This is a genomic window from Emticicia agri (assembly GCF_004168285.1).
In the GTDB taxonomy this organism is placed as follows: domain Bacteria; phylum Bacteroidota; class Bacteroidia; order Cytophagales; family Spirosomataceae; genus Emticicia; species Emticicia agri.
Genome location: NZ_SEWF01000002.1, coordinates 250,038 through 271,006 on the forward strand (window position 1 = coordinate 250,038; position 20,969 = coordinate 271,006).

The 20,969-nt window shown below is 40.0% G+C and carries 14 protein-coding genes; 9 read left to right on the forward strand and 5 right to left on the reverse strand.

The features are described 5' to 3' along the window. The first annotated feature begins 57 nt into the window (after nt 1-57). On the forward strand, nt 58-1,899 hold the full coding sequence (locus EWM59_RS02155) for a 3-keto-alpha-glucoside-1,2-lyase-like domain-containing protein (protein ID WP_130019299.1): 1,842 nt from the start codon (nt 58-60) through the stop codon (nt 1,897-1,899). A 26-nt stretch (nt 1,900-1,925) separates the two neighbouring features. After that, complete coding sequence (locus EWM59_RS02160; protein ID WP_130019300.1) at nt 1,926-3,863, forward strand: c-type cytochrome; 1,938 nt, start codon at nt 1,926-1,928, stop codon at nt 3,861-3,863. Nucleotides 3,864-3,870: 7 nt separating this feature from the next. Here EWM59_RS02160 and EWM59_RS02165 read toward each other — a convergent pair whose 3' ends face one another. Next, nucleotides 3,871-4,749: an AraC family transcriptional regulator gene (locus tag EWM59_RS02165; RefSeq protein WP_130019301.1), complete on the reverse strand. Its 879-nt coding sequence runs from the start codon at nt 4,747-4,749 to the stop codon at nt 3,871-3,873. A gap of 143 nt (nt 4,750-4,892) precedes the next feature. On the opposite strand from EWM59_RS02165, the gene EWM59_RS02170 reads away from it, so the two are divergent. The 5 genes from EWM59_RS02170 to EWM59_RS02190 all read left to right on the forward strand — a co-directional run bounded on the left by EWM59_RS02170 (nt 4,893) and on the right by EWM59_RS02190 (nt 10,104). Continuing rightward, nucleotides 4,893-6,545 (forward strand): UxaA family hydrolase, encoded by a 1,653-nt coding sequence (locus tag EWM59_RS02170; protein ID WP_130019302.1) that lies wholly within the window; start codon nt 4,893-4,895, stop codon nt 6,543-6,545. Between the two features lie 26 nt (nt 6,546-6,571). After that, nucleotides 6,572-7,435 (forward strand): fumarylacetoacetate hydrolase family protein, encoded by an 864-nt coding sequence (locus EWM59_RS02175; protein ID WP_130019303.1) that lies wholly within the window; start codon nt 6,572-6,574, stop codon nt 7,433-7,435. Nucleotide 7,436: 1 nt separating this feature from the next. Beyond that, complete coding sequence (locus EWM59_RS02180) at nt 7,437-8,210, forward strand: L-fucose dehydrogenase (RefSeq protein WP_130019304.1); 774 nt, start codon at nt 7,437-7,439, stop codon at nt 8,208-8,210. Nucleotides 8,211-8,214: 4 nt separating this feature from the next. After that, on the forward strand, nt 8,215-8,553 hold the full coding sequence (locus tag EWM59_RS02185; protein ID WP_130019305.1) for an L-rhamnose mutarotase: 339 nt from the start codon (nt 8,215-8,217) through the stop codon (nt 8,551-8,553). 90 nt (nt 8,554-8,643) lie between these two features. Next, entirely contained in the window at nt 8,644-10,104 is a 1,461-nt protein-coding gene (locus EWM59_RS02190) for a sulfatase family protein (protein ID WP_130019306.1), read from the forward strand. A gap of 84 nt (nt 10,105-10,188) precedes the next feature. On the opposite strand, the gene EWM59_RS02195 is transcribed toward EWM59_RS02190, so the two are convergent. The 4 genes from EWM59_RS02195 to EWM59_RS02210 form a co-directional block, all read right to left on the reverse strand. Then, nucleotides 10,189-13,017, reverse strand: a complete 2,829-nt coding sequence (locus EWM59_RS02195; protein ID WP_130019307.1) for a TolB-like translocation protein — start codon at nt 13,015-13,017, stop codon at nt 10,189-10,191. A gap of 49 nt (nt 13,018-13,066) precedes the next feature. Beyond that, nucleotides 13,067-13,594 (reverse strand): ABC transporter permease, encoded by a 528-nt coding sequence (locus EWM59_RS02200; RefSeq protein ID WP_130019308.1) that lies wholly within the window; start codon nt 13,592-13,594, stop codon nt 13,067-13,069. A gap of 222 nt (nt 13,595-13,816) precedes the next feature. Further along, a complete protein-coding gene (locus EWM59_RS02205; protein ID WP_130019309.1) occupies nt 13,817-15,301 on the reverse strand; it encodes a hypothetical protein in 1,485 nt (494 codons plus the stop codon). A 205-nt stretch (nt 15,302-15,506) separates the two neighbouring features. Beyond that, complete coding sequence (locus EWM59_RS02210; RefSeq protein WP_130019310.1) at nt 15,507-18,245, reverse strand: family 78 glycoside hydrolase catalytic domain; 2,739 nt, start codon at nt 18,243-18,245, stop codon at nt 15,507-15,509. Between the two features lie 577 nt (nt 18,246-18,822). Here EWM59_RS02210 and EWM59_RS02215 point away from each other — a divergent pair. Together EWM59_RS02215 and EWM59_RS02220 are read left to right on the forward strand one after the other, a co-directional pair. Then, complete coding sequence (locus tag EWM59_RS02215) at nt 18,823-19,872, forward strand: hypothetical protein (RefSeq protein WP_130019311.1); 1,050 nt, start codon at nt 18,823-18,825, stop codon at nt 19,870-19,872. A gap of 59 nt (nt 19,873-19,931) precedes the next feature. Continuing rightward, nucleotides 19,932-20,969, forward strand: a 1,038-nt coding sequence (locus tag EWM59_RS02220; protein ID WP_130019312.1) for an IS4 family transposase, incomplete at its 3' end; no start/stop codon positions are given.

Here is a 20,969-nt window from a genome sequence, read left to right on the forward strand (position 1 = left end):
AGGGCTTTCAATTGCTGACAATTGCTGTTACATTTGCGCTTTCAAACAAAATGTACAATGAAGAGAAAAATCCTAACAAATCTCATTTTCTGTGGATTACTTGCTAATACAGTATCTGCACAGCAGGTGATTCCACTGAATAACATGGATGCTTTCAGACCAACACAAGGCCAATGGAGCATTGTGGGTGCGGTAGAAGCAGATTTTACAAAACCTAACGACTTACACAAAAAAGAGGCTTCGACAGGAATTAACACCGGCATCTTATTATGCGAACACCCTCCCGGAAAATATGGTATTGAAATGGACTTGCTCACCAAAATGGAGCACGGAGATTTAGACCTTGACCTTGATTTTATGATGGCGAAAGGCTCAAACTCCGGTATCTATCTGCAAGGCCGTTATGAAATTCAGTTGTTTGATAGCTGGGGTAAAAAATTACCTAAATACGGCGACGTAGGTGGTATTTACGAACGTTGGGATGATTCAAAACCGGAAGGTTCAAAAGGTTATCAGGGTATTGCTCCCCGTTTGAATGTGGCCAAAGCACCCGGTTTGTGGCAAAATATTAAAATTTCTTTTCAGGCACCAAGATTCGATGCAAGTGGCAAGAAAACTGCCAATGCCCGTATTCTTTCTATTTATCTGAATGGCGTATTGATTCATGAAAACGTTGAATTGACCGGACAAACCAGAGGTGCATGGGTTGACAATGAAGTTGCTATGGGGCCACTTCGTTTTCAGGGAGACCACGGCAATGTAGCTATCAGAAATATCAGATATAAGAGCTATAACCAGCAAGTATTGTCATTCAAAGATTTGAAATACGGTGTCTATAAAGGTAATTTCAGAACGATTGGAGACATAGAAAAAATCAAACCGGAATATAGTGGCAATCTGAATTCATTGAACTGGGCAGTAACCAATGCTGAAAATGAGTTTGCCGTAAAATATGCAGGTAAAATTGTAGTACCGGAAGCCGGAACCTATACTTTTACTACCACGCACGGTGGTAATACTGAAGTGAAAATAAATGGTCAGCAAGCGTTTAAAAATGGCTGGATGCAGTCAGATCCTGATGGTAGAAAAGTAACATTGGAGCTACCTGCCGGAGAAGTACCTTTTGAACTATACTATTGGAAAGCCGATGGCTGGTTACAACCCTCATTGGGCTTATATGCCGAGTCGGCAACGGTGCGTAAACACCCTTTACACTCAGCCAATTCTACTATGGTAAACAATCCTTCTTCGCCTATCTTATTAGGTACTGGTGCAGAACCTGTTCTACTACGCTCGTTTATGGATATTAAAGAAGGTGATAAAAATAAGCGAATTGTACACGCCATTTCGGTAGGAAACAAAGAAAATGTACACTTTACTTATAACTTAGATAACGGTTCGTTGTTTCAGGTATGGAAAGGTAATTTCTTAAACGCAACCCCAATGTGGCAGGATAGAGGTGATGGTAGCTCAAGACCGATGGGTAGCCTGACCGTATTAGGAGACACCCCATTGGTAGCCGTTTTAGAAACACCCGATAAAGCATGGAGCAATGTGGATGGCACGTTCCGTACACGGGGCTATGAATTAGATGACAACGGTCAGCCGACTTTTAAATATGACATTTATGGAGCTAAAGTTACAGACAAAATAACTCCTGTAGAAGAAGGCAAGATGCTGAAACGGGATATTGCTGTAAGTGGCGCAGTAAATAATTTATATGCCAGATTAGCCTCAGCAGATGCCATCAGCAAAAATGCTGACGGAACATTTAATGTAGGTGATAGCAGTTATCTGATTAAAGTGGACAGTGGAAATGCCGAGATAAGAACCGTAGGTGGTAAGCAGGAATTAATTGCGCCATTGAAAGAAAACATCAGCTATTCGATTATTTGGTAAAACAGAGGCTTTAAAATTGTATAAGAATGAAAAAAATATTTAAAACAATTCTTTTTTCGGTAGCAATGGTTTCTGCGGCCTTGGCACAGAATACGGCTGAAAATGACTACTACCGTATCATTACGCTACCTGTACCCGAAAATATGTTGCTCGAAGTGGGAGGTATCACTACCTTGCCAAATGGCGATGTAGCGCTGGCTACCCGCAGGGGCGACATTTGGGTGATTAATAACCCCTATATGGCAGGTACGGCACAACCGTATTTCAAGAAATTTGCCAGTGGTTTGCACGAAATATTGGGTTTGGCTTACAGAAATGGTGCACTCTACTGTGCCCAACGTGGTGAACTTACCAAACTGATTGATAAAAATGGTGATGGCAAAGCTGATGTGTATGAAACAATTGCTACCTTACCTATTTCAGGCCACTACCATGAGTATAGCTATGGCCCTAAGTTTTTGCCTGATGGTTCTATGATTGTAACAGGGAATGTAGCTTTTGGAGATGAAGAGTGGTGGAGAGGTGAAAGCAGAGTGCCGTGGAGAGGTTGGGCTGTAAGAATTACAGAAGATGGTAAAATAGAACCTTATGCTACAGGTATGCGCTCGCCTTGTGGTATTGGTATGATAGACGGCGAGTTCTGGTATGGCGATAACCAAGGCGACTGGATGGGTTCAGGCTTTATTGCACAGGTAAACAAAGGTGATTTTATGGGACACCCTGCGGGCTTACGCTGGACAAGCGACCCTAACTCACCTGTGAAACTGACAACCGAACAATTGTATGCTAAAGTAAATCCAAGAAAAGATAAAGATGCGAATGGCTATTACATTAAGCCTGAGAACATTGAAAACGAAAGAGGAGTATATCTTTTTGAAATGAAAAAAGATATTCCTGAATTAAAAACTCCGGCTGTATGGCTTCCGCATGGTGTATTGGGTATTTCTACTTCCGAAATTCTGAAAGACGAGACCAATGGCGCTTTCGGGCCATTTGCAGGACAGTTATTAGTAGGCGACCAAGGCAAGAGTAATATTTCACGTGTATTTGTTGAAAAAGTAAACGGCGAATATCAGGGAGCATCTTTTATGTTCCGTGAGGGATTCCAGTCAGGTATACTGCGTATGACCTGGGGACAAGATGGCTCTTTGTTTGTAGGTGAAACCAACCGTGGATGGGGTTCGGCAGGTAATACAACAGCAGGCGTAGAACGTCTGGTATGGACAGGCAAGATGCCTTTTGAAATGAAAGCCGTAAGAGCTACTCCAGATGGATTTGAAATTGAGTTTACCAAACCGGTAAACAAAGCAACCGCTTCTGACTTTAAAAATTATCAGGTTCGTAGCTTTATCTACAAATACCACCCGGTTTATGGTAGCCCTCCGGTAGGGGAGAAATTCCTGAACGTGAAAGGTTTGAAAGTGTCAGAAGATGGTATGAAAGTTCGTTTGTTGGTAGAAGGCCTAAGAGACCACTTTATTCATGAAATAAAAGCTGACGGAGTAAAAGATGCAGAGGCTAAAGGACTATTGCACAATACTGCTTTCTATACTTTAAACAACATTCCATCTGGTGAAAAACTGACAGGCTTTGTGCCTCGCCCGGCTAATTTACCTGTGGCAGGTACAACCACAAAAGCAGAGAAACTGGTAACGCCTGACGATAGAACGGCCACAGCAACCAAAGCTACAGCCACTAAAGCAGCAGTTCCTACTTACGATGAAGTGAAGCCACTGTTACAAAAACATACTTGCGTGGCGTGCCACCAGCAAGATAAACGCCAGGTAGGTCCGGCGTTTAAGGATATTGCCAAACGTAAGTATTCAAACGATAAAATCGTGAACCTTATCCATAAGCCCAATCCTAAAAACTGGCCTGACTATGCAACCGAAATGCCCCCAATGCCGCAGGTACCTAAGGCAGATGGCTTGAAGATTGCCGCCTGGATAAATTCTTTGAAATAAATAGTCGTTAAGACTTCAATCCCCCAAAAACCTGCCGATACCCGGTAGGTTTTTGTTTTTTCAGAAGCCGGAATGAGCGATTGAAGTTGGAAAGATTATGAAAACCGCAGTCGAAAGCAATCTGTTGAATACTCTTCCGGTTTTCAATCAGCATACGGCAAGCATAGCCTATGCGTACTTCGGTCAGAAACTGAATATAGGTTTTTTGCGTGCGGTTTTTAAAATAACGGCAAAAATTAGGTACCGACATATTAGCTATGGTAGCCGCTTCTTCAATCAGAATTTTACGATTAAAATGCGAAAGTGTAAATTCATAGATATGGTTAATAGTATCGGCATCAAAGCGGTGATACGACTCTACAAAACCCTCGCTGCTTAAAAAGCTTACCTCGGTCGACATAGCAATGATTTCTAATATCTGTAATAAAAGAACAATCCGTTGTACACCATTGGTGCTTTCAAACAATTGATTGAATAGCTTAAGTACTTCTGTTCTTGAATGTCCTGAAATGCGTAAACCTCTTTTGGCTTTTTCAAACAGCCATCTGATATTTTCGAGTTCTTTCAGATTCAAAAAATCTTTCCCGAAGCAATCAGGCAAAAACTGAATCACCTGCGCAGTGGCTTTTAATTGTGAATTATCAGAGAAATAACTGGCATCATTCTTCCATACATGAGGTAGATAAGCACCTAATAGAACCAAATCACCTTCTTCAAAGTCTTCAATACTGTCTCCCACAAAACGGGTGCCTTTGCTATGCACAATATGGGTCAGTTCTAATTCAGGATGGAAATGCCACTTGTCATATAGGTAGTGTAATTCGTCTTTGCGTGACAAAAACGAATAATCATTCGAAATATTAATTTTGCGGAGTATTGCTTGCACAAATTATTGATATAATGATATAAGAAAAAGGCTTCTTTTTGTAAAGTTGATAATATTTCATCAAAACTGTATAATATTTCATAAAAAAGCTATGGGAATGAATTGTACTTTTGTAAGAAGTTTTTTAATTCCCCGTATATTATATGCAACATAAAGTTTTAAAAGTAAATCCTTCAGACAATGTGATTGTGGCACTCCGTAATCTGGAAGCCGGAGAGAATATTGAGTTTGAAGGAGAAAATTATGTCTTGCCAAGGTCAATTGCAGCCAAACATAAATTTGTTACCGAAGATTTAGACAAAGGAGACCACGTAACCATGTATGGCGTATTGGTAGGGAAGGCTACCCAACCTATCAAACGTGGCGAGCAAATTACTACTTTTAATCTGAAACACGAATCAGAAGAATATTCTGTCAATAAAAGAGTTCCACAAACAAACTGGATTGTCCCCGATGTTTCTAAATGGAAAAATAGGACTTTTATGGGATATCATCGTTCAGATGGTCAGGTAGGAACAGCCAACTACTGGTTAGTATTGCCACTGGTGTTTTGTGAGAATCGGAATATATTGAAACTAAAAGAAGCCTTTGATAAAGCATTGGGGTATGCTTTTCCTGATGTATATCTGCGTCAGGTAGAAGATTTGGTGCAATTACACCAGAAAGGCGGAGTAAATAGCATTGATACTTATAATCAGGCAGAGCAGGGAGATTCAATTGGCAGACGTATGTTTCCTAATCTGGATGGAATCAAGTTTTTGACGCATGAGTCGGGTTGTGGAGAAAACAATCAGGACTCTGAACTCTTAGCAGCTTTGTTTGCGGCCTATGCTAACAACGCCAATGTAGCCGGAATAACCGTATTAAGTTTAGGGTGTCAGAAAACACAGTTTACTGATTTGATGGACGAAATCAAAAAACGTAACCCTGATTTCGATAAACCTGTTTTATTGTTTGAGCAACAAGCCTATGGCACAGAATTCGATATGATGTCGGCGGCTATTAAAGAAACATTCAAAGGATTAATTGAGGCCAATAAACTGACCCGCCAGCCTGCTCCATTGTCAGAGTTACAAATTGGTTTAAAATGCGGAGGGTCAGATGGATTCTCCGGTATATCAGCCAATCCTGTTTTAGGTCATTTATCCGATTTGGTAGTAGCATTAGGCGGTAAAACTTATTTAGCTGAATTTCCTGAATTATGTGGTGTAGAACAGGAGTTAATCAACCGTTGTGTAACTACCGAAAAAGCAGAGAAATTTGAATACCTGATGCGTGATTATGCAGCTAAGGCCGAAGCGGTAGGTGCAGGTTTTGATATGAACCCGTCAGCAGGTAATATTAAAGATGGTTTAATTACTGATGCTATCAAGTCGGCAGGGGCGGCCAAAAAAGGTGGTACTGCACCCATTGTTGATGTATTAAATTATACAGAGTTAGCTAAAGAAGCTGGCTTACATCTGGTATGTACACCCGGCAACGATGTATTGGCTACTACAGGCAAGGCGGCCTCAGGGGCAACCATTATTCTTTTTACCACAGGTTTGGGTACGCCAACAGGGAATCCTGTTTGTCCGGTTGTAAAGGTATCTACCAATACACAATTGGCTAAAAAAATGCCTGATATTATTGATTTTGATTGTGGTGAAATTATTACCGGAGAAAAAACCATTGAACAAACCGCAGAAGATTTATTGGAATATTGCATTAGCCTTGCCAGCGGTAAAATTCTGACCAAAGCACAGGAATTAGGCCAGGATGATTTTATGCCCTGGAAAAGAGGAGTAAATTTGTAGATTCATTCAGATAAAAAATATAGCTTATGAGATTATTACGTTTCGGAGAGTTTGAGCAAGAAAAACCAGCTGTTGAATTATTAGACGGCACTCGCATAGATGTTTCGGCTTTTGGAGAAGATTATACTGAGAAATTCTTCGCTACTGACGGCCTGGCTCGTTTGGCTGCATGGGTAGAAGCCAATGCAGATAGCTGTCCTAAAGTACCGATAGAAGCAAGGATTGGTTCATGTATTGCCCGACCATCCAAGATTGTTTGTATTGGTTTAAACTATGCCAAACATGCCGAAGAAACCAATGCACCGATTCCGAAAGAACCGATAATTTTCTTCAAATCTACTACTGCTTTGTGCGGGCCTTATGATAACGTGATTATCCCGAAAAATTCTGTGAAAACAGACTGGGAGGTTGAGTTGGCTATTGTTATAGGCAAAAAAGCATCGTATGTAACCGAAGAAGAAGCGATGGATTATGTGGCAGGCTATGCTTTGCATAACGATTACTCGGAAAGAGAGTTTCAGATAGAGCGTGGCGGGCAATGGGTAAAAGGTAAAAGCTGCGATACATTTGCGCCCTTAGGGCCTTTCATGGCTACTAAAGACGAGATTGAAAATCCGAATGATTTGCCTTTGTGGCTGACAGTAAACGGAGAAAAACTGCAAAACTCTAATACTGACGACATGATTTTTAAAGTGCCTTTTCTGATTCATTACCTGAGCCAGTTTATGACCTTATTGCCGGGAGATGTGATTTCTACAGGTACACCATTTGGCGTAGGGCTTGGTTTTAAACCCCCTCGTTACCTGAAAGCAGATGATGTGGTGGAATTAGGCATTGACGGATTGGGTACACAAAGACAAATAGCCGTTGACTATAAAAAAGCGGAATGATATGAACTTAAATTTAAGCGATAAGATAATTATTGTTACAGGGGGCGCTAAAGGGATTGGTGAGGGGATTGTGAAGACATTAGCCAATGAGGGGGCCATACCTGTGATTATTGGCAGAAACCAAGCCGATAACGAGAAGACTTTAGAAGAGATTGGCGGCAATGGTTTTCAGGTAGTGGCAGAGTTGAGCGAACCCGAAGAATGTCGCAAAGCGGTAGAACAGGTAATAGAGAAGTATGGCAGAATAGATGGCCTGGTAAATAATGCTGGAGTAAACGATGGCGTGAACCTTGAAAATGGTAGCTATGAGGCTTTTATGGGTTCATTGCACAAAAATCTGGTGCATTATTACCTGATAGCACATTATGCCTTGCCCGAACTTAAAAAAAGCAAAGGAAGCATTGTAAACATTGGTTCAAAAACCGGAGAAACAGGGCAGGGGGGAACATCAGCTTATGCCGCTGCCAATGGTGGACGTAATGCTTTAACCCGTGAATGGGCGATTGAATTGCTGAAATACGGCATTCGTGTCAATGCTGTAATTGTAGCAGAGTGTTATACACCATTGTATGAAAAATGGATTAAGACTTTGCCGAATCCCGAGGAAACATTAGAAAAAATTACAGAGAAAATACCATTGGGTAAACGTATGACAACCGCCGAAGAAATTGCCAATATGGTGGTTTTCTTGCTTTCGGAGCGTTCGAGTCATACTACGGGGCAATTGATTCATGTAGATGGCGGATATGTGCATTTAGACAGAGCTTTAATTTAGCATTATGAAAAAATATTGTCTGGCATTAGATTTAGTTGATGATGCAGCCATGATAGCTGAATACGAAAAGTATCATGAGAAAATACGACCCGAAATAGCTGAAAGCATTACGTCGGCAGGTATTTCTGGTATGGAGATCTATCGGGTCGGTAATCGGTTGTTTATGATTATGGAGACAGAAGACGATTTTTCGTTTGAAAGAAAAGCAGCAATGGATGCCGCTAACCCGAAGGTGCAGGAATGGGAGAACCTGATGTGGAAATATCAGCAAGCCCTGCCGATGGCAAAACCCGGAGAAAAATGGCTATTTATGGATAAGATTTTTGATTTGAAACAACAATAACCATCTATAAAATCAGAACGTATAACAGTCATTTGAAAAAGTGGCTGTTATTTTTTTACTTGCATTATGAAACTATTCAACCAAGCATACATGAAAACCAACGCTATTCTATTATTGGCTGTTGTCTTTTTGTTAGGGGCCAGTTCATGGAAAAAACCTGTGGCTACTGCTACTCCTAATATTATTCTGATTTTTATGGATGATATGGGCTATGGTGATTTAAACTCTACCGGAGCTTTAGATTATCAGACTCCTAATATAGATAAATTAGGTTTTGAGGGTATTCGCTTTACTAATTTTTTAGCTGCTCAGGCAGTTTGTAGTGCTTCAAGAGCAGCGTTGATGACAGGCTGTTATCCGAACAGAGTAGGTATTGCCGGAGCTTTAAATCCTGCACAGAAAATCGGATTGCATACCGATGAAGTTACCATTGCCGAAATGCTTAAACAGAAAGGATATTCAACCGGTATTTTTGGCAAATGGCATCTGGGGCATCATAAGCAATTCTTACCCTTACAACAAGGCTTTGATGAGTACCTGGGCATTCCTTACTCAAATGATATGTGGCCTGTGGGTTTTGATGGCAAACCTATTACTGATGAAAACGATTACCGTAAGAAAACCTATCCTACTTTGCCATTGATAGAGGGTAACGAGCAAAAAGAAACCATCACCGATTTGTCGGGACAGGATGGACTGACCACGAAGTACACTGAAAGAGCCATAAGTTTTATCAAGAAAAACCGCAACAAGCCTTTCTTCTTATATTTGCCTCATTCAATGGTACATGTGCCACTTGGGGTGTCAGCTAAATTTAAAGGCAAAAGCAAACAGGGAATGTTTGGCGATGTGATGATGGAAGTGGACTGGTCGGTAGGGCAAATCATGAAAACACTGAAAGAAAACGGATTAGATAAAAATACTTTAGTGATTTTCACGAGTGATAATGGCCCCTGGCTCAACTTTGGTAATCATGCAGGCTCAACAGGCGGATTCAGAGAAGGGAAAGGAACTGTATTTGAAGGCGGTCAGCGGGTACCTTGCCTGATGCGCTGGAAAGGTACAATACCTGAAGGTTTGATTTGTAATCAACTGACCTCTACTATTGATATTCTTCCGACACTGGCACGCATTTGCGGTACCAACTTACCAGACCGTGAGATTGATGGCGTTGATATCTTATCTTTAATGAAAGGAAATGTAAATGAAGCACCACGCAAATATTTCTATTATTATTATGCGAATAATGAATTGAGGGCTGTCAGGCGTGACAACTGGAAGCTGATGTTACCACATAAAGTTGAGCGTACCTATGAAACGGTTTTACCGGGCAATGATGGGTATGGAGGCAAATACGGAAACATTGAAGTTTCATTAGCTCTATATGATTTAAGACGTGATGCTGGAGAAGAATATGATGTAAAAGAACAACACCCCGACATTGTAGCCGAACTTCAGAAAGTTGCCGAGGTAGCCCGTGAGGATTTAGGTGATGCCTTATTAAAAAAAGAAGGGAAAAATGCAAGACCCGTGGGGGTTCTGAAAGAGTAAAGTATAGTTTAACAGGTTTAAAGTGAAAATTCTGATAAAGCAATGCTCTATCAGAATCTGTTAACCTTATGTATCTAACCCTCATTATAAATTAGATGCTACAAAAAATTCAAACCTTTGTTTGGTGGTAGGGTTCAATGGGTCGGTGTCGAGTAAGAAAGCGTTTCTTAAACCAAAACCCAAAGGTCCTACTGTGTTCAATAATTTGATGTCAAATATTACCTCTGCGCCGTAAGAGCGTTGCAAGGTTTTAAAGTTAATGAACTTTCTTTCGATATTGCCATAGTCATAAAATACATTGGCTCTTACACGATTAAGAAAGAATATGCCTGCAAAGCCCCTGTCCACATTAAAGAGTGGTAAACTATAAGTAGTACTTATTACCGTTTCCACATCGCCCGGAGCAGCAGCGTATCCTCTGGCATGTAAGAACTGGTCTTCAAAAAGGTAGTTGTTATTTAGTAACTCTTGTTTACCTCTGAAAGCCACCTCTAATCCATGATTTTTACCAAAACCGGGCGTGGTAAACCCTACTGAACCTATCATGCGCTCGGCTGATGTTCCGGCGGTAATAGATTTCTGGTAAGAAAGGGAGATATTCTGCGACCATTTGTTTACTAAATTCTGACGGGCTTTTCTGCGGACATTCGAGAAGTTTAAACCAAACTGTAAGGCATTGAAGTTTAAACCATGATTAATCGGTGTATCCTGTATTTTGTATGCTGAAGTACTGATATTTGAGAAGGTAGAACTCAAACGGAAACTGGTTGTATAGTTGCCTTTCATCCAGCTAAGGGGTAACGATAATCCTACATTGATATCATCTTGTTTATAAGATAAAGTACCCAGAAAATCAGGATTCAGAAATACTGTATTGGCTCTGTTTCCGGTGCTTGCTCTGAATGAAAGCGGCAGGAAAAACCTGCCATAGTCGAAACCGCCTGAGAAACGAATAGTTTTCTCATTATAATTGTACTGACTTGCTATTACAGCTGAAAAATCATTGAGAATATTCCCCAGTTGAACAGAAAGGTTAAGGTTACGGTTATCGCTGCTGCCGAAAGTCCAGCTATGTAGTTTTACACCTCTTAAAAGCCCTTTATAGTTCTTTACCTGATAACTGTTTTCCATTGTCTGGTACTGTATATCATGTTCGATTTCAGTAGTTTTTACATGAAAACGTTCCATGTTTACAGGCTCGGTAACCTTTGCATTCCCGATACTTTTTACGTCAAGCTGTGTGAGTTGTCGGCCCATAGCAGTCATTTCTACCATGGCTAATTTTTTCTCATCTTTCGATATTGCTGGTAGGGTAGCACCTATTCTTACAGAACTTAACTGAGTAATCTGCTTGTCTCCATTCAGATTTACAGCATAGATATTATTGATACCACTGAATGAGGCACCGAAAATAGCACTTTTATCGCTGATAGAAAGACCACTGATGGTGTGGGTAGTCCACGGAGTCAGTTCTGTTGTTTGCTTGCTTGCCAAATCATATTTCAGCATAGCAATCTTCGATTTTCTTCTGGCCAGATACACAATTGATGCATCATCAGTTGTCCATTTCGGATAAGAAATAAAATCATTCTCCGGATTAGGAATAGTGCTGACAATGCTGCCGTTGTCAGGAGAAATAATACATAGCTCGTTATTAATGTTTTCATCTGCTTTAACAGCTATAATTCTATCTCCTGTTGACGAAAACTGCGGACTAAAGAATTTACTTTTCTGGGTTACTTGTGTTCTTTGGCCTGTTTGCAGGTCATAACTCATAATTACGCTATAAATAACCGCATCTCTTCGGGCATCTTTACGCATTTCTGTCCAGGCAACTTTATTGTTATTAACGCCTAAATAACCTTCAGTAGCGGCACCTATAGGAGCAAGGTATTTTTGCTTGCCATCTTTAATCTGATACAGGGCCGAAATCTGCTTGAAACTGCTTTTAATACAAAGAAGGCTACCATCTTCTAACCAATGCGGAAATGTATAATTGGTAACCGTTCTTTTAGGCAATGGAGTAATTGGTGAGGTGGAGGTTAATTTCAGGAATCTGATTTCATTCTCCCAGTTCTCTTTCATTTCCCGATAGGCGAGTCGGTACATTTTATTGACACCTATTTTGGTATGGCGTCTTAAAGCACCGGCAAATGGGTAAAGAATCGTGCGGTATCTCCCTGCATCTGCCAGTACTTTAGGCCACATTTCAGGCCCGAAATGGTTACGTCCATAGTTCAGAATCGCATAACCTAATGGATAATGGTTAGGCAATAACTTTTTGAAAGAACCATTACGAGCCTGTGAATAGGTATAATTTTTATCACTCAAAAGCAATGCTCTTTGCTCGTCAAAAAAACTTGGGGTTCTGCCTCGTCCTGCGCCGCTTAATACGGTTTCGGCCAAAACAGCATCGCCTTCAAAATACCAGTCAGGGATTGAAAAATTGGCACCTAAACTCCAGCCTGATTGTCCCTGTAACAAGTACAAAAATTTAGTAAAACCCCGGTTGGCATTAGTAAATTGTAACGCATGACGGTACTCATGGATAGCTAAAGCATCAAGCCAGTCCATGGAGCCGAGGTCATTGAAATCCTGAAAACCGGTGGCATAAAACTCACTTCGGTAAGGAGACAAAGCTACATAGCCATTTCCTTGTGCATTGTTGGTATTCAGAAGAATATCAAGCTTTTTACTTTTATTGCCAACCGAAACCGTAGCATTTTTATTGACATACGTTACCAGGTCGGCAATGCGTATGGCTTCTGCCTGATTTTCTTCAGGAAAAATTACTTTTACCTTGTCATTTTCAATATACTTCCATTTCATCGAAGCAGGCTGAGGGCCATTCTGGGCAGTGAGTTGAAAAGCAGTAAATAATAGGGGAATGTATAAAAAGTGTTTAGATTTCATACAATACTTTTTAGTAGTAGGTGATGTTTATGGGACAAAGTTCAGACAATTATTCAGTGGTTAATTCTGAAAAATTCTGGATACTGATTTTGAAACGTGGTCTTTCGCCTTTAGGTACAATTACGATCAAATCATTTGATACACTGCTTCCATTTTTTAATAAAAAACCGCCCTGTACTCTTACCGCACGGAAAGTAGTTTTGCCATCTGCTGTTTTTTCAGGTTGGTTATAAGGAATCGTAAACGGACGTGCTTTCAGGTTAGCTCCTTTTGAGGTAAGGCGTTTTCCGGTAGCGTTCAGACATTCAAAACGGGCAATTACCGAAGGGTCGCCGTCAAATATATTGGTTATGTTATCATTTTTCAGATAAATTAACTGGCAACCGCTTTTGTTCTGGGCTTTAATGGTTACTTCGTAACGGGAGTAGGTATCTTCGGTACGCTCGTTGGTAATAGCATAGCTGTATTCTATACCGTTGCTGGCAACTGTTTTGCCTTCTTCAATATCAATAGCAGTTTGAGCTTTGCTTAAGAATAAACTTAAAGAGAATAGGGCGGTTAATACAATTTTTTTCATGGGTTTCTTTTTTGAGTTTTTTAAGTTAGATACGGTAGAACCTTTGTAGAAAGCCAATGAATATCCGCTATACAATCCGGATTTGAGAGGGATGTTAAAGGGCTTTGTGCATAAGGTTATCAGAACAGGATTGATTAGACCTCAATCGAAATTCTGGTTCAAACTTACACCCGAATGAAGAAAATGAGAAAAAACGTATATGGACAAAATATGGACAATTGTCTAAATAGTTGATAGATAAGTGTTTAAGTCGCTTTGTTCGATTTTTTTTCTCAGGCGGTATCTGTTTTTTGTTACACTTTCGTTTGAGATTCCCAACATACCTGCTACCTGATTGTTAGTGAAATTAAGACGAATCATGCAAGCCATCTGTATTTCGGTATCGGTCAGGTTAGGGTTCTGCTGGTGTAAACGGGTAATAAACTGGGGGTGAAGTTTCTCAAATTTCAGTCTGAAATCCTGCCATTGTTCATCGGTCAGAATCCGTGCCTGGTTAATCTGGTCGAGTAGGGTATGGGTAGAAGAAGTATCTTTTATTTTCAGTTCTTTCAGTTCATTTTCAAACTGGTTAATGAGTTGGTTCTTTTCGCTCACTGTGTCGGCAAAAGATTCCAACTGACTTTGTACCAAAGAAAGTTCGGCCGCAGAAAGTTTATGCTGTGCCTGCAATAAGTCATGTTTTTGGGCAAGGCTTTTTCTTTGTAAATAAAAAACAGCCACTAAAAGCCCGAGTACTATGGTACCGCCAATAAAAAGCCATTTTTGCTGGGCCAGTTCATTTTGCAGGTTAGCATTCTCAAGCTCTTTTTCGTTCATCCGGAGCCTGGTTTCCAACTCACCTACTTTCTGTTTGTTTTCAGTATTGACCAATAAAGTATCTATTTCATAGAACTTTTTCTGATATTTAAAGGCTTCTTTATAATTGCCTTGCAGTTCTGCCCATTCTGTACGAATAAAGGCCATTTGTCGGTCATAGTAGGGCGAACCTATCTGGGGTAATAAACTTTCTGCTTTTTTGAAATGCTCGTCTGCTTCTTCAAATTTCTTTTGTCTGATTAAAGCTGCCCCCAATATGGCTTCTCCTCTCAGAATACCCCCAGTATCGTTTGCATCCTCAGACATTTTAAGACCAATTTTAACAGGAGGTATGATTTTATCATACACTCCGCCATCATAATAAGCACTGGCTATATTCAGGTATAAGTACCTGATAAGCGTACTGTCTTTTATCTCAAGGGCTATTTTAAGAGCATCGTCGAAAACTTTTATGGATTCATGAAACTTCTTGCTATCACTCAAACCTACTGCATAGTTCATCATAGCAGTACTAATCAGCTTTTTATTGTTAGTAAGACGTATGGTTTCAAGTGCTTTTTTAGAATATTGATTAGATTTGATGAAATCGCTCTGATACTGGAAAACCTGTGCAAGGGCTGAGTAAGTTCTTGATAGCTTTTCATAATTTCTGGTTTTCTCAAGAACAGGGATGGCCTCTGATGCCGTTTTCATAGCTTTTTCAAACTCACCAGTTTCACTGTAAAACCAGGTTAGTAGTGCTAAAATCGGAGCTTTTTCTTCCGGTGTGGTTTGAATAGCTAAACGCTCCTGATAATATTTGATAGAATCCTGCGCTCCCTCCTGTGCAAAAGAGAACCCAAAAGTAAAATTAAGTAAGAGGAAAGTAAGACAATAATAAGAATACCGCATAAACAAAAATAAGCATATTAGCCTGATAAGGCAAACATTAGGTTTTTCCTGACAGAGGAAATTTAATGAGGGTTAGAAAATAGGATAAAGGTTAAAGATACACATTACAGCTATTTAATCAATAAAATACGAAGAAATATCAGCAAAAAAACTTATTCTGATGGGATTAGTGCCACAGAATAAGCTTTTAGTAAAATAATAAAATTTACTTGACTACCTTAAAAGTATAGTCGCCACTTCCTACTTTTACTATCCGATACCCGACTTCGTAATTGACAGTTTCAATATCTTTCCGGTTATTCAAATTCCGGTTACTTTCTGTAACCTTCTGACCCGTAGCCGAAGGAATATAGACAAGTGCGGTACTACCTACGGGTACTTTTACCGTCATATCAAAACTATTAGTGGTGTTTTTCCAGCTAACACCTGCTTTGCCTTGTACAGTTTCTGTAAAATATTGTGCTGAGGTAAGATCGGACACGAGGATTGGTTTAAATATAATTTCCTGATATCCGACTTTACTTTCTGATGTCTGCATACCTGCCAAGCGGGTATAGAACCAACTCAAAGCACCCCCAAACATCGGATGATTATGCGAGCCTTCGTTATTCCATTGCTCACGTGTGGTAGTGCTACCCAGACTTATCCAGCTACCAAAACCTGGGGTAGTTGTTTTGTTCATGGCATTGTAAGCCAAATCGTTCAGTCCATTGTCTGCCAAAACCTCAAAGAAAAAGCGGGTACCAAATATACCTGTATCTAAATGCCCACCTGCTGCCGCAATATCTTTCCTGAGTGCTTCTATTACTTTTGGGTGCTGTTCTTTATCTACTCCCATTTTCAAGGCGAAAATATTAGCCCCATATTTACCAAAAGTACCTTGTTGCATATCATAAAAAGTAGAAAGAAAAGCCTCACGGGTTTTATCAGCTATAGACTGGTATAAAATAACATCTTGTGGTTTATTCAATATGGCAGCTACTTTAGCCGTAATATCGGCACAATACCATAAATAGAAAGTATGCACCAATTCATCAGGCGGTAGAGTACCTACGCCAGCCCATTCACCTAAATTCCACCATTGTAAAGGTTTGCCATCATGGCCAGTGCGTTTTGAGTACATAATGCCTTTTTCGTTCACCCACGTTTGCATATATCTGATATAGCCCGTCATACCGTCGTAGTTTTCGGCTAATATATCTGCATCGTTGTATTGTATGTAAAACTCATACGGAATAATACTGATAGCAGCACCCCAGGCTACCCCACCACCACAACCCGGCTGCCAGGGTGCCCCGTTAGGGATATAGCCCGTAGCCGGAATCTGTGCATCTAACATATCCCGAATCCATTTTTTGTAAAAGGCTTTTACCTCAAAATTATGCATAACCGTATGGCAGGCCACCTGGGCATCTCCTGTATAACCTGAGCGTTCCCGATGCGGACAGTCAGAAGCAATACCTCCGTGCATATTGTCTAATTGTGAGCGTTTCCAGATATGATTAATCTGATTAAAAAGTTTATTAGAGGTGATGAAAGTAGCCGATTCTTTTACGCTTGTGTTCACTGCTTCGGCCTGAATGTTTTCTGCTTTCAGTTCGCCTTTCCAGTTGCTTATTTCTACACCACTGAATACAAACCAGTTGAAACGTGGGGCATAAGTAGCATTGGGCTTGCCGCTGAAAGTATAAGTATTTTCACCTGAATACAAATTGGCATTAAAGGTAATTTTGATGGTATGCCTTGCAGGAGCAGACACATTTTTTAATCGCACCCAGCCCGAAATCTCTTCAGGAAAAGAGACTTTATAATTGCCATTGGCTAATTTCTCAATGCGGGTTGGTTGATAAACTTTAGTAATTTTATCGGTAGGAGCCGTATGTGCCGACATTTTGCCAAACGGGGTAGCTCTGTTAATCACATTCTCCCATTGACCATCATTAAAACCAACCTTGCACCAGTTGGGTTGTTCCTGTCGGGCATCATATATTTCGCCATCATATACTAAATCTGAAACAATGGCTGATTTGGCCGCTTTCCAGCTTTTATCTGAAACGATAACTTCTTCGGTATTATCGTCATAAATTAGATGCAACTGCGCAATAAATCGGGGAGAACCATACGAAGCAGTCCAGAATTTAGGCGCATTGTAAAAACCGTTGCCTAAAATAGCACCTATCACATTATTGCCCTTTTGTAATTTGCTGGTAATGTCGTAAGCTAAATACATAACTCTATATTCCCGGAATTCGTCAGGCAGTGAAATATAGGCATCGGGTAATTGCGGACGTTTGCCATAATTTGTCTGATTCGGTACTAAATAATCGTCAGAAGCCTTTTGCCCGTTTACATAAAATTCAAAGTAGCCTAAACCTGTAGTATAGGCAATGGCACTTTTAATTTTTTTAGAAGCCTTAAAAGATTTTCTTAGCAATGGAGCAGGAGGGGGTAATATCTGGGTGCGTTGGTCAGGGCCACCTTTAGGTTTAGGAATGGCCTCTTCATTTTGCCAGGGAGCGCCAATCCACTCGGCTTTCCAGTCGCTTGGATTGAGTAAACCCATATGCCATTGCGCTACTTTGCTCCACGCCGATGGCTTGCCGGTTTTGTCCCACACACGTACCTGCCAGTAACAGGTCATGCGGGATAGTAAATTTTTTCCGGCATATTTAACCGAATGAGAAGCATCGTTCATCATTTTGCCTGTATCCCATAAATCAGGCTTTTGTAACAGAGTAGGGCTCGAAGCTACCCGTATCTGATAAGCCGTTTGTACTTGTCCTCTTTCATTGGTTTTTGATACATTGAGCCATGAGAGTCGGGGAGCAAGCGCATCAACTACCGATGGATTATTCATGTATTCACAGGTCAGATCTTGCACTTCTAATTGTGCGGATACTACCCTTACTGATAAAAGAAGACAGAGACAAAGAAGATATTTCATGGAATAGCTTAGCAGGATTTATGCCCTTGCTTTATTTTATGAGGTTGAATGATTAATCATAAAATTAGCTATTTTTTTGATGAATGAAACAGAAAACAATGTTGTTTGATAAACATACTATCTAAAGCACCCAGTAACTCAGTCAAGCCAATAGTATTTCCAATGTGGTATTCAATGGCGTATAGCCGGAACAAATAGCTGGACAACCAGATACGAATCAAAAACTGTTTACGGACCTGGTACGTACGAAGCCCGTTGTATTATTGATGATTATTCCTATGGAAATTGGTCAAGTATTATTATTAATACACCGCCAGCAGGAGGAATCACCATTTCCACCAGTAAAACAAGTGCTTCTCAGAGTGAATTAGTAACCTTACAAGCCAACGGGTGTGAAGGTGAAGTAATCTGGACTCTGCCCAATAATACAGAAGTTAGGGGTACAAGTATATTATTTGGTACTGGTTTTGGAACTTATTCAGCCAGATGCGTACGTTTTGGTATAGATGGACCAACTTCTACCATTGTTATCCAAAGCAAACCAAATGATGCCCCTCGTTTTTATGCTACCCAAGCAGTGGCTTCAAGCAATCAGATATTCCAGTTAGTAGCCGAAAATTGCCCGAATAACGCCGTACAATGGGGCATACCCAAACAAGATGCCAATGGGAACCCCTATTATGATTACGCTAATTTCTTCCAGACGCTGATCGTCAGAGGACCAGGAACCTATCAGGTAAGATGTACGGAAGGCAATTATACAAGTTTTCAGGACATAGTAGTATTTCCGAATCCTTCTGATGCTTTAACTATTGTTGCCAACAAAGCCAAAGCATTACCCAGTGAATATGTGGTTTTATCAGCTTACGGTTGCCCGAATGGAACCATTACCTGGGAAATAGGAACACAAACGGCCACAGGCGCACAAATAACTACACAAGGACCCGGGAATTACAAAGCCCGATGTATTGGAGACCCTACTAATAATGGTAATTATGCCATTGCCTCCGTCATGCCTAATGGGAGCATCGTACCTATCATTGTTGCCAGTATTAATACTGCTTGCCCCAATGAAGCTGTTACTTTAACTGCTTATAGCTCTACCGCTACAAACGGATGTCCTGCTGGTTGGCCCCTACAATGGCAGTATGTAAGAGATGATAAAATTGATTATTGGCTTAATAATAGAAATGCGATTGAAAATTTTGGGGAAAATTATCAGGAAGTCTTTGAAACTGTTTTTAGTAATCAGATAGTAAGAAATGGACCCAGAGTATATTATGCCCGATGTGTAAAACCGGATGGTAGTTGGATGGGTGAGTTTAAAGACAAATCTGCTATTATTGAACCTATTTTTCCTACATACCTTCGTGCAAGTAATAATGGTCCTGCTTTGATGGGAGCTACTGGTATTCGAGTAGCAGTAACAGAAGTACCCGCCGGGGGCATTACTTATGCTTGGACAGGACCTAATGGATTTACAAGTACATTACGTAACCCTGAAATAACTAGTTTGACAGAATCTAAATCAGGTATCTATACAGTAACTGTCAAAAGAGCAAACATTTGTAGTGTTACTGCTACAACTAATCTGGTAGTGAGTGGTACTCTACCCGAAGATTTTTAATTTATAAACAAAAAGGCTGAATTTTGTAGCGACCAAGCAAACAAAACCAACCTTTTAGAATGAGAAAACTCATTAGGGACGAAATTATAAAGATTTTTGATAAAATACCTCTTGCTAAGAATCTATCAAGGAAAAAATTCATTGGTGATTTTCTGATAGGGATGCTCGAAAGCCGGAAGGTGCAATTTAAAGAAATAGCCTTGCACATTGAGAGTGAAGCTACATTAGAATCAGTTGAACGTAGAATACAGGCATTTTTTAAGGATTATGATTTCGATTACAGGCAAGTATGTCTCTTACTATTAATGTTTTTACCTAAAGGTAAACTTCAATTATCAATAGATAGAACCGAATGGGACTTCGGCATTTATCAATGCAATATTTTGATGATAGTTGCCAAAAATGGTTCAATAGGGATTCCATTGTATTGGGAGTTATTAGATAATAATTCAGGTAATAGTAATTGTAAAGACAGGTGTGACTTATTACAATCAATTGTAGATGTGATAGGTTTGGATAGAATCGGTTTGATAGTTGGAGATAGGGAATTTATTGGTATTCAATGGCTAAAGTATCTAAAAGACAGGCAGATAAACTTCTGTATGAGATTACCTAAAAACCATTTGATAACACTTAAGAATGGGGCTGTTTGTTCAATAAACGACTTATTGTCCCATCAACAGGAGCGTTACTTTGAAACATGTTTGGTCGATGGAATCTGGTGCAATACTATGCTAAAGAAATTAGATAATAAAGACTTTTTGTTTCTGATAGGTAATCTGCCAGCCAAGCAGTTAGGAAATCTTTACCGACATAGGTGGTGTATCGAAGTTCTGTTTCAAACTTTCAAACAAAGGGGCTTTGATTTAGAAACTACTCATATTAAAGGAAACGAAAAACTTAGTAAATTGTTGGTTTTTGTTAGTATTGCTGTAGCTATAGCACTGAAAACAGGTCAATATCTCCATCAAAAAGTAAAGATGATTAAAGTCAAAAAACATGGATATAAAGCTAATAGCTTCTTTAGAAAGGGTTTAGATTATATCAGAGTAAATCTAAAAAGACAAAAACAAAATTTTATAGCTACTTGTCAGATG

Coding starts and splice junctions, on each gene's coding strand:
- EWM59_RS02185 (WP_130019305.1), top strand. CDS start 8,215: ATGAAAAAATATTGTCTGGCATTAGATTTAGTTGATGATGCAGCCATG.
- EWM59_RS02175 (WP_130019303.1), top strand. CDS start 6,572: ATGAGATTATTACGTTTCGGAGAGTTTGAGCAAGAAAAACCAGCTGTT.
- EWM59_RS02190 (WP_130019306.1), top strand. CDS start 8,644: ATGAAAACCAACGCTATTCTATTATTGGCTGTTGTCTTTTTGTTAGGG.
- EWM59_RS02210 (WP_130019310.1), bottom strand. CDS start 18,245: ATGAAATATCTTCTTTGTCTCTGTCTTCTTTTATCAGTAAGGGTAGTA.
- EWM59_RS02160 (WP_130019300.1), top strand. CDS start 1,926: ATGAAAAAAATATTTAAAACAATTCTTTTTTCGGTAGCAATGGTTTCT.
- EWM59_RS02205 (WP_130019309.1), bottom strand. CDS start 15,301: ATGCGGTATTCTTATTATTGTCTTACTTTCCTCTTACTTAATTTTACT.
- EWM59_RS02195 (WP_130019307.1), bottom strand. CDS start 13,017: ATGAAATCTAAACACTTTTTATACATTCCCCTATTATTTACTGCTTTT.
- EWM59_RS02170 (WP_130019302.1), top strand. CDS start 4,893: ATGCAACATAAAGTTTTAAAAGTAAATCCTTCAGACAATGTGATTGTG.
- EWM59_RS02180 (WP_130019304.1), top strand. CDS start 7,437: ATGAACTTAAATTTAAGCGATAAGATAATTATTGTTACAGGGGGCGCT.
- EWM59_RS02155 (WP_130019299.1), top strand. CDS start 58: ATGAAGAGAAAAATCCTAACAAATCTCATTTTCTGTGGATTACTTGCT.
- EWM59_RS02200 (WP_130019308.1), bottom strand. CDS start 13,594: ATGAAAAAAATTGTATTAACCGCCCTATTCTCTTTAAGTTTATTCTTA.